Annotated in this window: 13 protein-coding genes and 1 pseudogene; 13 read left to right on the top strand and 1 reads right to left on the bottom strand. The window is 63.1% G+C overall.

All coding sequences use genetic code 11. From position 1 onward, the window contains the following. Window positions 1-356: 356 nt before the first annotated feature. The 9 genes from CS1GBM3_RS07705 (at window position 357) to CS1GBM3_RS07670 (ending at window position 10,365) form a co-directional block, all read left to right on the top strand. A complete protein-coding gene (locus tag CS1GBM3_RS07705) occupies window positions 357-2,108 on the top strand; it encodes a cytochrome c family protein (protein WP_244534588.1) in 1,752 nt (583 codons plus the stop codon). Window positions 2,109-2,165: 57 nt separating this feature from the next. Continuing rightward, complete coding sequence (locus tag CS1GBM3_RS07700; protein ID WP_072394052.1) at window positions 2,166-3,803, top strand: hypothetical protein; 1,638 nt, start codon at window positions 2,166-2,168, stop codon at window positions 3,801-3,803. Window positions 3,804-3,826: 23 nt separating this feature from the next. Beyond that, entirely contained in the window at window positions 3,827-4,222 is a 396-nt protein-coding gene (locus tag CS1GBM3_RS19485; RefSeq protein WP_139247842.1) for a hypothetical protein, read from the top strand. Between the two features lie 161 nt (window positions 4,223-4,383). Beyond that, complete coding sequence (locus tag CS1GBM3_RS07695; protein ID WP_072394049.1) at window positions 4,384-5,100, top strand: tetratricopeptide repeat protein; 717 nt, start codon at window positions 4,384-4,386, stop codon at window positions 5,098-5,100. A gap of 40 nt (window positions 5,101-5,140) precedes the next feature. After that, complete coding sequence (hemA, locus tag CS1GBM3_RS07690; protein ID WP_072394046.1) at window positions 5,141-6,373, top strand: 5-aminolevulinate synthase; 1,233 nt, start codon at window positions 5,141-5,143, stop codon at window positions 6,371-6,373. 208 nt (window positions 6,374-6,581) lie between these two features. After that, complete coding sequence (locus CS1GBM3_RS07685; protein WP_072394043.1) at window positions 6,582-7,502, top strand: DnaJ C-terminal domain-containing protein; 921 nt, start codon at window positions 6,582-6,584, stop codon at window positions 7,500-7,502. Window position 7,503: 1 nt separating this feature from the next. Next, window positions 7,504-7,842, top strand: a complete 339-nt coding sequence (locus tag CS1GBM3_RS07680; RefSeq protein ID WP_072394040.1) for a hypothetical protein — start codon at window positions 7,504-7,506, stop codon at window positions 7,840-7,842. 270 nt (window positions 7,843-8,112) lie between these two features. Beyond that, window positions 8,113-8,493 carry a hypothetical protein gene (locus CS1GBM3_RS07675; RefSeq protein WP_083567323.1) on the top strand — a complete coding sequence of 127 codons (381 nt, stop codon included), beginning with the start codon at window positions 8,113-8,115 and terminating at the stop codon, window positions 8,491-8,493. 750 nt (window positions 8,494-9,243) lie between these two features. Then, on the top strand, window positions 9,244-10,365 hold the full coding sequence (locus CS1GBM3_RS07670; protein WP_072394037.1) for a baeRF11 domain-containing protein: 1,122 nt from the start codon (window positions 9,244-9,246) through the stop codon (window positions 10,363-10,365). Between the two features lie 440 nt (window positions 10,366-10,805). On the opposite strand, the gene CS1GBM3_RS07665 is transcribed toward CS1GBM3_RS07670, so the two are convergent. Then, window positions 10,806-11,717, bottom strand: coding sequence for an N-acetylmuramic acid 6-phosphate etherase (locus tag CS1GBM3_RS07665; protein ID WP_072394034.1), 912 nt, complete (start codon window positions 11,715-11,717; stop codon window positions 10,806-10,808). 95 nt (window positions 11,718-11,812) lie between these two features. Between CS1GBM3_RS07665 and CS1GBM3_RS07660 the strand changes: the two genes are divergently transcribed. From CS1GBM3_RS07660 to CS1GBM3_RS07645, 4 genes and pseudogenes are all read left to right on the top strand, one after another. Next, entirely contained in the window at window positions 11,813-12,703 is an 891-nt protein-coding gene (locus CS1GBM3_RS07660) for a glucosamine kinase nucleotide-binding domain-containing protein (RefSeq protein WP_072394031.1), read from the top strand. A 46-nt stretch (window positions 12,704-12,749) separates the two neighbouring features. Further along, entirely contained in the window at window positions 12,750-13,760 is a 1,011-nt protein-coding gene (locus CS1GBM3_RS07655) for an SIS domain-containing protein (protein ID WP_244534587.1), read from the top strand. Further along, window positions 13,757-14,920 (top strand): N-acetylglucosamine-6-phosphate deacetylase, encoded by a 1,164-nt coding sequence (gene nagA, locus CS1GBM3_RS07650; RefSeq protein WP_072394025.1) that lies wholly within the window; start codon window positions 13,757-13,759, stop codon window positions 14,918-14,920. The genes CS1GBM3_RS07655 and nagA overlap by 4 nt, the downstream gene beginning before the upstream one ends. Then, window positions 14,917-15,063: pseudogene (locus CS1GBM3_RS07645) on the top strand (NAD-dependent epimerase/dehydratase family protein); the annotation flags it as partial. The gene nagA and the pseudogene CS1GBM3_RS07645, both read left to right, overlap by 4 nt. Window positions 15,064-15,209 lie beyond the last annotated feature (146 nt).

Raw genomic sequence — 15,209 nt, 5'->3', positions numbered from 1 at the left:
CACGGGGAGTTGGCAATGGCGAGCTCTCTAAAATTTGTCACCTGGAGCTGAAAAAACATCTCATTCCTCTTTTTCGTGTTTCCGCCTTATCGCGGCCAATTTTTTGTTAATTAATTATCCCATCAGAATTCCCGAGCGGCGGTCGGGCGCCGTTCTCGCGTTAGCGAAGTGAATCGGGACGTCATCTTTAAATTTCGTGTGAGCGTGGGGCGATGAAACCATTGTCCGGTATTTTGTTGCGTTCGTGTGTTTTCGTGAGTTCGATTCTGATCAACGCAGCCTTCCTCAGTCAGAATGCGATCTCAGGCTCCAGCGGAGGTGCCTGGAGCACGACGGTGCAACCCTCAAAAGTAGGAGTGTATGATCAAAAGGATAAGCGAGCGGGCGATAAAGCCGACGGCGTGGACGCCAAGCCGAACGTTCAAGGCGGCGAGGGCGCAAACAGCAGCAATGCGCCGGTTCACGCGGTCGACGATGAGACGCTCTCCCTCTATCCCACTGCTGCGCAATGCGGTGAGTGCCATAAGCAGATCTACGAGGAGTGGTCGTCGTCGCAGCATGCCTATGCGTCGATCTCGCCGATGTTCCACAAGTTCGAGCAGAAGTTTCAGGAGCTGACGCAAGGCACAGTCGGCACTTTCTGTGTGCGATGCCATCAGCAGGTCGGGACGCAACTCGGCGAGTCGCGCGAAACTCCACTCTGGGCGCGCAGTCAGATCTCACGCGAGGGCGTGAGCTGCATCACCTGCCATCGTGTCAAAGAGCAGTATGGCAAGGTCAATGGTGAACGCAGGGTCGAGCCGGGGAAGATCCACGAGCCGGTCTACGGCAGCGGCGAAAAGAGCGTCATCAAAGACGTTCTCGCCAACAAAGAGACCTACTCCGTCAAAACCAGTACCGATGGGCGCGGCAACGACATCCACGAGGGTATGGTCACCAACGACCAGATCACCAAGTCGGAGTTCTGCGTCAGCTGCCATCAGGTAGCGGTCAATCTTGGTATCAAGCTCGAGATCGTCTGGGATCAGTATCGCGACAGTCCGGCGCGCAAGGCTGGCGTCTCGTGCCAGGATTGCCATATGGGCAAGGTCCCCGGGAAGCCATCCGGCTATGCGACGGCGCCCTCCGCCATTGTCGGCGGTAAGGAGGTCAACCCGGGGCGCAAGCACGCCAATCACCGTTTCGTCGGCCCGGGCTACTCGATCGCTCACCCAGGCGTATTCCCGCACAACACGAAGGCGCAGGCCTTTAGCGTCAAGGATTGGCTGGAGTTCGATTGGCGCGCGGGCTGGGGCACGACCAAGTTCGAGGACAAGGTCGCAGACGGCAAGGTCAAGGTCGCCTTTCCCAAGCGTTGGGCCGACGCGCTCGACCGTGAAGAGGCTAGGCAGATCATAGACGAGAATATCAAGAAGCTCGACGAGCGGGACGAGTTGCGAAAGCAGGTCATGGAGAACAGCAGCCACATCGACGGTCCCCACATCGTGGGCACGCCGAAGGTCGGCGCGGATCTGGCATTCTCCTACACGATCAAGAACGCCAACACGGGACACAACCTTCCGTCTGGATCGCTCGGAGCGCAGCCTCAGCTCTGGGTGAACGTCGCCCTGGTCGATCCGGATGGCAAGAATGTCTGGGAGTCGGGTTACGTCGACAGCAACGGCGACATCGCCGATCTGCACAGCCTGGACGTCGCTGCCGGGCGCATCAAGACAGACCAGCAGTTGGTGCACTTCCAGACCAAGTTCCTGACGACCAACGTCAAGGGAACCGAGCGCGAGATGTACCTGCCGGTGAACTTCGACGTCGATCCGCTGCCGCATCTGCGTCCGCCGGGCGTTCCGACGACTGTTCTCAACCACCCACCGCTTGTGCGGATGGAGAACCGGTCGTTGGCGCCGCTCGGCAAGAAGCAAGCTGAATACAAGGTGCCGGGCAACCTGATCACGAAGTCAGGGAAATACCGCCTAGCGTTCCGTATGCGGAGCCGAGCCGAGCCCATCTACTTCATGCGCTTTGTCGGTTCCACCAAGGCAATGGAGCAGAGCATGAACGAGCGGATCGTGAACTTCCACTCCTTCGCGGTGGATGTCGACGTGAAGGGCTAGCACGGAAATCTGACCAACCCTTTCCGTTTCCGGTCAGAGCCACGACGTGGAGTCCCTATGGTTTGTAATGCGTACCGTGCCAAAACAACGACCGCTATTCTCGCGCTGTTTTCCGGCGGTGGCCTCGTGATGTCCGGAGTGACTGCAGGGCCAGCTGCAGGCGAAAATAGCGAAGAGACCTATGCGGGAAGCTGGGTGACGGAAGTGTCGCGCGAAGCGTCTCCGCCCGATCCTGGCGCGCCCAATACCGGTCCTCGGTACGCCGTTCCACAGTATGTGGGTGCGCCCTCCAAAAACGATGCTGCGGACGCCAAGGCAGACAAGCGCAGTACCGCCAAGGACGACCTTTTCCTGCCGGATCCACAGTACGAAAAAGATTACGATGCGCAGGAGCAGGTCGATATCTACGGCTCGAAGGCCGCGGTCGAGCCGCCGCGCCCGCTGTTGGAGATCGGCCGCCAGCAATACACCTCGGGCATATACGACGAGAGCAGCACCTTCCTGGGTGAAAAGAACCCACTGCTTCCGGGCCTCTCCATCTACGGCGATTGGCGGACGGCGGTCGCCTACAACAATAACAACGGCAAGGACATTGCCCAGATCGCGACCCGGTTGAATCTCGATGTCGATTTCAAGATCACGGGAACCGAACGGCTTCACGCCTTCTTCACGCCGCTTCAGGACGGCGCCGTAAAATTCACGCGCTACGAGTTTGGTGGCGGCGGTGCCAACGACAAGTTCAACGGCGAGTTCGATCTTGACCCGCAAACGCTGTTCTTCGAGGGCGATTTCGGCTCCATCTATTCGGGTTTCTCCGGTCAGGAAGCCAGTTTTGATCTGCCCTTTACCGTCGGTCTCTTCCCCCTGTTTCTGCAGAACGGCATCTGGGCGAACGATGCGATCCTGGGTGGCGCGGTGAGCCTGCCGGCGAAGAACTCTGCGGCGCTTGGCCTGGCCAACTTCGACATCACCTTCTTCGCCGCGTTCGACGATGTCGACAATGCGGGCCTCATCGGGGCGGGCCAGGATGACAATGCCAACCTCTATGGTGTCACTGCCTTCGTCGACGCCTTCGACGGCTATATCGAAGCAGGCTACGGCATGATTGAGGGGCGCGACGAGCAGGATGGCCTTCTCACGCACTTCCTGACCGGCGCTTACACGCGCCGCTATTACAACACCGTGTCGAACTCTACCCGCGTGTTCGCGAACTTTGGAGAAGCTCCCAACGGTGAGAGCGATGGCGTTGCCGTCATTTCGGAGAATAGCCTGATCACGGGCCTACCGAGCACGCTGCTCCCCTACGCCAACTTTTTTATCGGCGCCGGTAACCCTCAGCCCCTGGTGGATGGCAACGGCGCGGGCATTCTGAAGAACGTCGGCATCAACTTCGAGACAGATGCCCTGACCGGCTACCCGAAGCTCGACGACACCGGCTCCGACGCCTTCGGCGGCGCGATCGGCTTGCAGTATCTCTTCGATCTCGATCAGCAACTCGTCTTCGAGGTTGCCACCGTGCAGCCCTTCGAGAAGGACGGCATAGGTGCGCAGGAGGCGCAGTATGCCTTCGGTATTCGCTATCAGGTCCCGATCGATCGGGCCTGGCTGTTCCGCGCCGATGCCACCTACCAGATCCTCGAGGATGGTGACGAAGACAACTTCGGCATTCGCACCGAGCTCCGCAGGAAATTCTGATGATCGGCTATGTGAGGTCTCTCATGAGTAGTCGGAATTGGTTCGCTTCTAGCCTGATGAGAGGCTTGCTGGTGTTCGGCATTTTTTGCGTTGCGCCGGTGGCCGAGGCCAAGTCGTCCAAGCAGGCTGCGCAGAAGTCGCGCGAAAGCGCCAGAACCTACGTGCTGGAAAGCAAACGCCGCGTTCAACGGCGCGCTCGAAAAACACGGATCTACCTTCCCGTAGGTCCGAGCTACATCTACTACGACTATCCCTATTACTACAGCCGCGGCCACTACCCCACGCATATAGGCGGCTACGTCTATTACTATCCGAAATCCCGCAACCGATGCTCAGGTAGCAACCGGAGATGCGTCGTCAAATCTGGCAATAGCCCTGTAGCATCCCGCCGTCAGAAGGGAGCTTGCAGATGTCGCTGACGCTTCTTGGCTTGCTTCTCATTGCCGCGTCAATCGTCATAGCCGCGATGCACAGTTTTCAGGTGCTCTCAAGGAGCCCTGTCGGCTCTCACCTTATTTTCTCTCGGCTGCGGTCACAGCGTTCGGGGGGCGGCCGGGATCTTCGAGGCAGTGCGGGATTGATGATCGCTGCCGCCGCTCTCTTTCTTCTCTTTGCAGGCGTTGGCGCGGCCATGTCCTATCTGCGTAATGCTCAGCAGACGACAGACATGGAGGATACCGACAGCGCGTTGCTGGCAAACCTCGAAAACTACGCGCGTTCCATCGAGACAGAGAAACCAGCCGTTGTGGCTGCGGCGGACGAGAACCTGCTGCCGGATGTGAATACGATGATCGGGCGGCTGGCAGCGCGTCTTGAAGACGCGCCGCAGGACGTCCAGGGCTGGCGCATGCTCGGCTGGTCCTATTTCAATATGGAGCGCTATCAAGAGGCAGCCGTTGCCTACGCGAGGGCAGTGGAGCTTGATCCGAGTTCCGCCGAGCTCAAGCTCGCATACGAGGAAGCGAAGGCGAGGGTCTCCGAAGCCGCCAGATCGGGAATAGCCGCGCCTTTGCAGACCGGTGCGGTTGCGAAGAAAGCCATCAGCTCCGAGGAGGGACCTGCGCACGAGCGTGACGCCGCAATCCGGTCGATGGTCGATGGCCTGGCGTATCGCCTCGAGAGCTCTCCGCGAGACGTGGCGGGGTGGACTCGCCTTATGCGATCCCGTGTCGTGCTCGGCGAGATGGACGTCGCGGCGACCGCCTTACGCAAGGCGCTTGAAGTCTTCAAGGACGATTCCGCCTCATCTGGCCGGATCATGGCTGCGGCTCTTGAGCTAGGTCTGAAGGCCGAATGATTGTTCGCATTTGTATTGGAATGATGTGCAGGAGGCCGGCATGAATTTTGAGCGCTTGCTTCAGCAGCGGCTCGAGGCTCTTCGTCGCGAAGGTCGATACCGCACTTTTGCGGATCTCAAACGCCGCCGCGGGTTTTTTCCGGTGGCGGATCATTTCACCGCCATGGGTTCGCGCGAAGTCACCGTGTGGTGCTCCAACGACTACCTCGGCATGGGACAGCATCCCAAGGTTATCGCCGCCATGCACGAGGCCATCGACTTGGTGGGTGCGGGCTCGGGTGGCACGCGCAATATTTCCGGCACGACGCATCATCACGTGGAGCTCGAGCATGAGCTCGCGGATCTGCACGGCAAGGAGCAGGCGCTGCTCTTCACCTCGGCCTACGTCGCCAACGATGCGACGCTCTCTACGCTTGCGAAGCTGCTGCCCGGCTGCGTGATCTTCTCCGACGAGAAGAATCACGCTTCGATGATCCAGGGCATCCGTCACGGCGGCTCCGAGAAGCGCATCTTCCGCCACAACGATGTTGCCGACCTCGAAGCGAAGCTGAAGCAGGTGCCGCGCGACGCGCCGAAGATCATCGCGTTCGAGAGCGTGTACTCGATGGACGGGCACATCGCGCCCATCTCGGCGATCTGCGATCTTGCCGAGAAGTACGGGGCGCTGACCTATCTCGATGAGGTGCATGCGGTCGGCATGTACGGCCCGCGCGGGGGCGGCATCGCCGAGCGCGACGGTGTCATGGGTCGCGTCGACATCATCAACGGCACGCTGGCGAAGGGCTTCGGCGTCATGGGCGGCTACATCGCCGGCACGCGCGACCTTTGCGACGCGATCCGCTCCTACGCGTCGGGCTTCATCTTCACCACGTCCCTTGCGCCTGCGATTGCGGCAGGTGCGCTTGCGAGCATCCGACATCTCAAAGTCAGCTCGCTCGAGCGCGCCCGCCATCAGGAGCGGGCTCGCGCACTCAAGAAGTCCCTCAAGGAGAGGCGTTTGCCCATTATGGATAACCAAAGCCATATCGTTCCCGTGATGGTCGGTTGTCCCATTCACTGCAAGGCGGTGACGGACACGCTGCTCAGCCGATACGGGATCTATGTGCAGCCCATCAATTATCCGACCGTGCCGAAGGGAACCGAGCGCATGCGCCTGACGCCATCTCCGGTGCATTCGGACGAGCAGATGGCGACCCTGATCGATGCGCTCGGCGAGCTTTGGGCGGCCTGCCCGGTCCCGAATGGCGCCTACGTCAAGCTGGCGGCAGAGTAGCGCTATGGTTTTCGAAGGCCTGTCTCCTGTTTGGATTTGGCTCACGGCGTGCGCTTCAGGAGAGCGCGGCTGATCTTCAGCACATCATAAGCCCGGCCTGTCCAAGGCGGCCACCGCATGTAAGCGTTGATCGAAAAGTGGGCGCTGGCTTAGTCTGACGTCTCAACGTGCCGCGATCCCGCCGCGCGCCCGAACAGACGTGAGACGCATGGCCGATCCCTACAAGGTATTGGGCGTGGCACGCGACGCCAGCCAGGACGACATACGCAAGGCGTATCGCATGGCCGCGAAGGAGACGCATCCCGATCTCAATCCCGGCAAGCCCGAGGCCGAAGAGCGCTTCAAAGCAATCAACGCCGCCTACGACATCATCGGCGACGCCGACAAGCGCAAGCGCTACGATGCCGGCGAGATCGACGAGACGGGGGCCGAGCGCCAGCCGGAGCGGCACTTCTACCGCGAGTACGCCGAAGCAGACCCGAACATACGCTATAGCCAGCGTGGCCCGGGCCGCGGCGATGGCCAGGCAGACTTCGACTACGATATCTTCGCCGATCTCTTTCGAGGGCGCGGCGAACGCGGCGGGTTTCGCATGCCGCCTCACGACGTGCGTTACGCGCTGGAGGTCGACTTTCTCGACGCGGTCAACGGTGCGCGCAAAACGGTGTCGATGCCCGACGGCAAAACGCTCGACATCGCGATCCCGGCGGGGATCAGCGACGGCCAGGTGCTGCGTCTCAAGGGGCAGGGCTTGCCGGGCTCCGAGGGCAAAACCGGGGACGCATACGTCGAGATCTCGGTCAGGCCGCATCCGACTTTCACACGGGACGGCCACGACATCCTGACCATGCTGCCGGTCTCGCTCGGCGAGGCGCTGAACGGAGCGCGCGTGCGCGTCGAGACTGTGGACGGGCCGGTCGATCTGACGGTGCCGAAGGGCGTCAAGGACGGCGCGCACCTGAGGCTGCGCAGCAAAGGTGTTTCGCGCGGCAAGGACGACGGCCGCGGCGACCAGCTGGTCAAGATCCACATCGTGCCGCCCGAGGGAGCCGACGACGCGCTCGCCCAGTTCATGGCCGAGTGGGAAAAGGCGCACCCGCAAAACCCGCGTGGAAGGGAGGCAGCGTGACATGATCCGGGAAGGCGAGCTCATCGCGCAGTTCACATGCCTCGAGCAGCATGTGCTGCTGGCGTGGATCGACGAGGGCGTAATCGCGCCGCACCGCGACGAGAGCGGATATCTGTTCGATCGCATCGATCAGGCGCGTGTGGCGCTGGCGTGCGACCTGCATTATCGCATGGGCCTCGAGCACGCGAGCCTGCCGGTCATCCTGTCGCTGATCGATCAACTGCACGACGCCCGCAACTATCTCAAGGCTCTGACGCGTGCCGTGTCGGAGCAGCCGGACGCGGTGCAGCACGAAATCACTCTCCGCATCTCGGGTCTCCATCGGGGCGAGACCAAATAGAAGCGGGAGCCCGAAGTGGGTTGTCGGCCGCGGGACGTCTTGCGGATAAAAAGCTGATTGCTTCCAAGACCGCGTCCCGGCTCGGGGTGATGCCGGAGGCCTGCTTCCGGCACGACCAGCTCATGTCCGCTCGCGACTGAGCGGGCTGCGAACACCGTAAACGGAGGAACGCGGAGCGGGGATAGGCATTTTAGGGAGCGGCGTTGGGTGCGCGCGCCTTGCTTCGTGCCGCATCGCTGGATGAGGCTGGTCGTCGTTGTGAGGTGTGTCATGACCGGAAATCGTGTGTGCGCTTTCGCTCTGGCGACTGCGGGGGCGCTCATGTGCGCCGCGTCGCCGGCGCTTGCGGCCAAGTACGACGGGCAGTGGAGCATGGTCGCCCGGACAACCCGCGGGCATTGCGGCGTGATCGACATCGGCATGGGCGTGAAGGGCGGCCGCATCTATTCGACCGGGGGTTCCTTTGCCTTCTATGCGATCCGGCTGGGTGGCCGCGTTTCGCCTTCCGGGCGCGTGAACCTCAAGGCCGTGGCTGGCCCGCGCACGGCCAGTGGGACAGGACGGTTCCGGCATTTCGCCGCGAGCGGAACGTGGCACGGCCGCGGGCCGTCGGGGTTGTGCTCCGGCACCTGGAGCGCGACGCGGACTTAAGGGTGCCTCGCGTTGGGTGCGCCGTGGGTGGTGCGCAAGGAGGGCGCATGCACCGAGAGCCGCGCAGACGCGGACGTCTCGCGATTAGCGATCGTTTGCTTCAAAGAGCGTGCCGTGATGTGGGCCCTTTGTTTGCCCGCCTTCGGCAGGACTCCGGGGAGCGGAGCGGCGAAGCCGTATATTTTGAGGGATGCGGCTGGTCTTTGTGCACGCCTTCGGCATGACCGCTCCACCACTGCTATGCGCCACGGCAAAGTGATGCCGGCTTGGCTTCGGCGCGAACGCCTTGGATTGTTATGGGCACGCCTCCGGCGTGACCTCAGCCCGCGGTGACGCCCTCCATCGGTGCGGAACGTCATGCTGAAAGCATGCCTGGGCAAATGGCCGACCATCCCAGCCCGCTCACGTTGGACGCCGAGGCCCATCACGACCTCTGTCCATCCCGCGCGCTTCCAGTCTTTGTTGATGTCGCATTTTTGGGGGACGAACCGGTTTCCACTTCGTCCGGAAAATGCTCCGGCTTGTTGGGTACCAGTCTTGAGGGGAGGCGCAGCTCCCGCTCGCGGGTTCAGGCCGTGCTCGGCAGCGTATCGCGTGGGCTGCTTTCAATGCCACCTTGCGATCTCCTGGTCGTGGTCGTACCCCCGTCGCCGACATGAAAAGCGCTCCTGAACAGCGCTTGACGCCGAGAAGGTTTACGTCCCAATTGATCACCATCGCCTTACATCAGACAGCAGGAGCAATGTATTGATGCTGTACGTAGATATCCCGACACTTCCGGAACTCAAGGCGCTGATTTCAACGCGCGCAGATGCCTGCGTGTCGATCTACGTATCTACGACGCCCCAGACCCAGCACGTCTCCGCCAGCCGCATTGCGTTCGGCAACATGGTCAAGTCGGCTTCAGAGCAGCTTGTGACGGCCGGGTTCGACAAGCGTCGCCGCGCTCTGCTTGAAGCGGAGCTCACCGCTTTGGCCGAAGATGAAGATTTCTGGAGGCTACAGGCCCACAGCCTGGCCGTTCTTGCGACCCCGGATAGCGTGCGTACATTCAGGCTGGCGACCGCGATGACGGACACGGTCCAGGTATCCGACCGCTTCCATTTGAAGCCACTGCTGCGGGCCATCGCGTTCCCACAAACGGCCTTTGTCCTTGCGTTATCTGAAAACGCGGTGCGCCTGATTGAGATCTTTCCGGATTTTCCGCCATCGAATGTGCGTGTGCAGGACCTGCCCAAAAGTGCTTCCGATGCCGTGCGCCGCGCGTCGGTAAACAACCTTACGCAGAACACGCGAATAGCCAACGCCGAAGGGCAAACGGTCCTTCTCCGCCAGTATGCCCGTAAGGTGGACGCGGCCCTACGCGGCGTCCTGTCAGGCCGCGATACACCGCTGATACTTGCTGCGACAGAACCCCTGGGACCGATCTTCCGCAACCTGAACAGCTATCCTGGGATTTTGCGTGAGGCCATCTCAGACAGCCCCGACCGCCTCACCGATGCGGAACTTGCGAGCGCGGCGCGCCCGATCCTTGATGCCCACTACAAAGCGCAGATCGATGGCGCCAAGGCGCTGTATGGAGCCCGTTCGGGCGACCGCCGCGCGACGACCGATATTGGCGAGGCCGCACGGGCGGCCACGAACGGGGCGATCGAGCTCTTGATGGTCGACATCGATCAGATCACACCCGGAACGGTAGGCGACACCAACGGTGCCGTAACCTTCGCGGCCGATGCGGACGCCAGCACCTACGATGTCGTCGACGAGATCGCCGGGAGAGCCATTCTGGCAGGCGCGCGCTTTTTGGGAGTCCGCCGGGCGGACATTCCCGACAACGCGGCGCTGGCCGCAACGCTGCGCTATCCGATCTGATCCCACCTCCGGCTTGGGGTGGGTGGTATATCTATCATGTCGGTCGCCAGGTTCGCGTACTCTACTAGCGTACCACTCACCGGATCACGCTCAGCTACGCTTTCCTACCGCTCTGGGCTGAAAGCCGGCATTCGGCTATCGTGGCTTCGGGCCAGCAGCTGCCGAGATGGCTTTAGAGGCTAGTGCGCCGCAAAAAGGCGCATCGTTTCACTTGCGGACATCGGCGATGACGTGGTGGCCTCAATCCGGCGCGCTAGGCATTCCGCCGCACGCGTCCGGCCGAGAAGCCGCATGCGCATGCGAAATACTAGCAGGATCTGCTCGGCTAGGCTGGCGGTCCGGTGCGGCGGCCGTTGCTGCAATTGACGGACACCGAAAAGCTCGCGGTGCACAGCGCGTTCGAAGGTTGCGATTGAAATTGCCTGATCGGGCGTCGGCGCCTAGGCGGCGCGGCCCGGCCGCTTGGGCTGATCGCGGTAAAGCGCGAGCGCCTCGCGCAGCTTGCCGCCGCAGCGATCGAGGAAATTGCGCGCGTCCTGCAACTCGCAGCCTTCCAGCAGCAGCACGGCGAGCTTCACGCTGCCCTGCGCGCGGATGAGCGCGTTGCGCACCTCGTCGCGGCTGCGGCTCGTGAGACGCAGCAACATCTCTTCCGCGCGCTGCACAAGCTTGGCGTTGGTCGCCTGCACGTCCACCATCAGGCCCTGATAGACGTGGCCGAGCCGGATCATCACCAACGAGGACAGCAGATTGAGCGCGATGCGCTGCGCGGTGCCGGCATTCATCCGGGTCGAGCCGGCGATCGGCTCAGGTCCGGTGTCGAGCAAAACCGGCGCGTCGCTGTCTTCGAGGATCGGCGTCCCGCGATTGTTGGCGATTCCGATGGTGAGCGCGCCCGCGCGTTTCGCCTCACGCAGGCAGGCGAGCGTGAACGGGGTGGTGCCGCTGGCCGCTACCGCGATCAGCACGTCGTCGGGCCCGATATTGTGGCGCGTGGCAAGCTCGCGCGCGTGTTCGATTTCGTCCTCGGCGCCTTCCACCGCCTGCATCATGGCTTCATGGCCGCCCGCGATCAGCAGCAACAGGCGTTCGCGCGGCCAGGAAAAGGTCGGCATCAGTTCGGCGCCGTCCTGCACGGCAAGACGCCCCGACGTGCCGGCGCCGGCATAGATCAGCCGGCCGCGTTCGTGCAGCCGGCCTTCCATGGCGAGCGCGGCTTTCCCAAGTTGCGGGCGCGCGGCGCGCACGGCGGCGACGGCTGCGAACTGCCCCTCGATCATGGCGTCGAGCACGTCGGCCGGCTCCCAGAGGTCGATGCCGGCGTAGCGGGGGCTGGGACGTTCAGTATCCATGCGTTTGCTCTATATAGAGCAAACTATATAGAGCAAACGCCTTGCCGCGTTAATCCTGTTGCCGCGTTAATCCTGTTGTGCGACCGGAGGCTCGATTGTCGGAAAATGCATTGCTTCTGGGGGTAGATGGTGGCGGTACCCGCTGCCGTGCAAGGCTGTGCGACCTTCCTGGCCGTGTGCTGGGCGAGGGGATCGCGGGCCCTGCAAATATCCGATTTGGCCTTGAGGAAAGCTTTGCCGCTGTGCTTGATGCCACCCAGCAATGCTTTGCCGGTGCGGGCCTTTCGCCCGACGCGCTCAAGCGCACTACGGCTTGTCTTGCCGTTGCGGGCGCAAGCGAGCCGGTCGATCTCGCCGCCGCCCGCCAATACCGGCACCCCTTCCACCGAGCGGTGCTGACCACCGACGCGCATGCGGCTTGCGTCGGAGCGCATCAGGGCGGTGACGGCGGCGTGATCATTGTCGGTACCGGCAGCGTCGGCTGGGGCGTGATGGGCGAACGGCAGGTCCGTGTCGGCGGCTGGGGCTTTCCGGTCTCCGACGAAGGCAGCGGCGCGTGGCTCGGCTGTGAGATTCTGCGCCGCACATTATGGGCGTATGACGGGCGCATCGACATGAGAGGCCTGCTGGTCCGGGTGATGCACGAGTTCAACGGCAATCCGCACGCGATCGTGCGTTTTATGGGTCATGCGCGACCGCGCGATTTTGGGCGTTTCGCGCCGTTCGTGGTCGAATTTGCGTCAGAGGACGATGCTATAGCGGTCGAATTGATGCAGCTTGCCGCCGGCCATATCGATGTCATGGCGGCGCGGCTGGAAGAATTGGGCGTCACGCCCATTGCGTTGTCGGGCGGGCTTGCCGCCAGCATGGAAGGCTGGCTCGCGCCCGCGACCCGCGACCGCCTTGTGCCGGCGGCGGGTGACGCCCTGAGCGGGGCTTTGCTGCTGGCGCGCGCCGAGGCGCATTCACCGGCGCCGATTACCTGACGTGCATTGTTTATTGGGTTGATTGATGGGCAGACGCGAAAGCGGAATGGCGAATGAGCTGCGCGAAGCGCCGCAGGCGGTCGCGGGCCAGGAGCGCGTACTGGCGCAGCCGGTGGCGGAGCTTGTGGCGCGGCTGAAAGCGCGGCCGCCGCGCGTGGTGGTCACCTGTGCCCGCGGCTCGTCGGCACATGCCGCGACCTTCGGCAAGCACCTGATCGAACTTGCGCTCGGGATACCAGTGGCGGCCGCGGCCCCGAATATCGCGAGCGTCTATGGGCGTGCGCTCGGGCTTGACGGGCAATTCTTTCTGGCCATCTCGCAATCGGGCCGCAGCGACGATCTGATCGCGCAGGCCAAAAGCGCACGCGGCGCAGGCGCGATCACGGCATGCATCGTGAACGCGCCGGATTCACCGCTCGCCACGCAATGCGAGTTCGTTTTGCCCATGGGTGCCGGCCTGGAAGAAAGCGTCGCGGCCACCAAGAGTTTTGTCGCAACGCTTGCGGCGCTGTCGCGGCTGGTCGGGGTGTGGTCGGACGATAGGGCGCTCGCAAGCGCGGTGAACCGATTGCCCGAACGGTTGGCAAAAGCCACGGCGCTCGACTGGGCCGAGGCGGTCGAGGCTTTGGCCGGCGCGCGCAGCCTTGTCACCATCGGCCGCGGGCCGACGCTTGCGATCGCGCGCGAGGCTGCGCTCAAGCTGAAGGAGATCGGCAATCTGCATGCCGAGCCGTTCAGCGGCGCGGAATTCCTGCATGGGCCGGTCGCGCTCGTGTCGGAGCGTTATCCGATCCTTGTCTTCTTGCCGGCCGATGAAGCCGCCGCCGGCATGGCGGGGCTGGTCTCCGACCTGCGCGGCAAGGGCGCGCGTGTGCTGGTGGCCGGGCCGGGAGATCCGGCTCCGGGAAAACTCGCGGCGTTGAGCCCGGATCATCCGGCGACCGACGCGATCTGCCTGATCCAGAGTTTTTATGCGATGGTCGTGCGCTTGGCCGACCGGCTCGGCACCGATGCCGACCGGCCGCGGCATCTGCGGAAAGTGACGCGCACGCAATGACATCATCGAAACGGCACGCCATCGCCGCCGACTTTGTGTTCGACGGCGCAAATCTGCATCGCGACCAAGCGGTGCTGGTGGGCGGCGCGCGCGTTTCCGGGATCGTGCCGCGCGACCGCGTGCCCGCCGGCACGGACGTGCATACGCTTCCCGGCGGCGCCTGGCTCGCGCCCGGCTTCATCGACGTGCAGGTCAATGGCGGCGGCGATGTGCTGTTCAACAACCAGCCCGACGCCGCCGCGATTGCCACCATCGTTGCCGCGCATCGTAAATCCGGCACGACCTCGCTGCTGCCGACTTTCATCACCGATACGCGCGACAAGATGAAGACCGCCATCGACGCCGTGCGCAAGGCCTCCGATCACCCGGGCGTGCTTGGCATCCATCTGGAAGGGCCGTTCCTGTCGCCGGAGAAGCCGGGCGTGCATCGGCGCGATTTTATCCGCCAGCCCGACGCCGAAGACTTCAAGCTGCTGACGTCGCTGGGCCGCGGCGTCATGCTGGTGACGCTTGCGCCGGAGGTGCAGCCCAAGGGCTTTATCGCGCAACTCGCCAGATCCGGCATCCGGGTCTCGCTCGGTCATTCGGCCGCGACCTATGAACAGACGAAAGACGCGATCGCGCAAGGGCTGACCGGCTTCACGCATCTGTTCAACGCCATGCCGCCCTTGTCCGCCCGCGCGCCGGGACCGGTGGGTGCCGCACTGGAAAGTCCCGACGTGTTTTTCGGCGTCATCGTGGACGGCCTGCATGTCGACCCGGCCATGCTGCGCATCGCTTTGTCCGGGCGCGCGCATCCGATGCTGGTGACCGACGCCATGGCGTCGGTCGGCGGGACGCGGTCGAGCTTTGAGCTTTACGGCGAGACCATCGAAGTGGTGAACGGCCGCTGCACGCGCAAGGACGGGGCGCTTGCCGGCTCGGCCATCGACATGGCGACTGCGATCCGCAATTGTGTCGATCTCCTGCAAATCCCGCTGGAACGGGCGCTCTCGCTGGCATCCGCGAATCCCGCCGCCTTTCTCGGGCGTTCGGACCTTGGCCATATCACGCCCGGCCGCCGCGCCGATCTTGTGGCGCTGGAGCCTCGCAAGGTGCAGGTGCTTGAAACCTGGGTCGCGGGCATGCGAAGTGACGCCCACGCCGGGATTCTGCGTTGAGCGAAAAACGGCCCCTGATCGCGCTGACCGGTGCGACCGGCTTTACCGGCCGGCGCCTCCTGGAGGAATTGCCGAAACAGGGCTTCCGGGTGCGCGTCCTGCTGCGCCGTCCGACCGAGTTGCCATCCGGCTCGGCGAGTGGCGTGAGCGCTGGCGGGGTGAGCACCTCTTCGCAATGATTCCCGCCGCGTCAGAAGCCCGGCAGCTTCTGGATTGACTAGGTGATGCACTCGATGCAGGCCGGCGCCAATTGATCACCTGCATTCCTCGGCCGGACATTGCAGCATCG

It is taken from the genome of Hyphomicrobium sp. CS1GBMeth3 (genome assembly GCF_900117455.1).
Taxonomy (GTDB): domain Bacteria; phylum Pseudomonadota; class Alphaproteobacteria; order Rhizobiales; family Hyphomicrobiaceae; genus Hyphomicrobium_C.
Note: the sequence above shows the minus strand (reverse complement) of the source record. Positions and strands in the feature narration are given on the sequence as shown.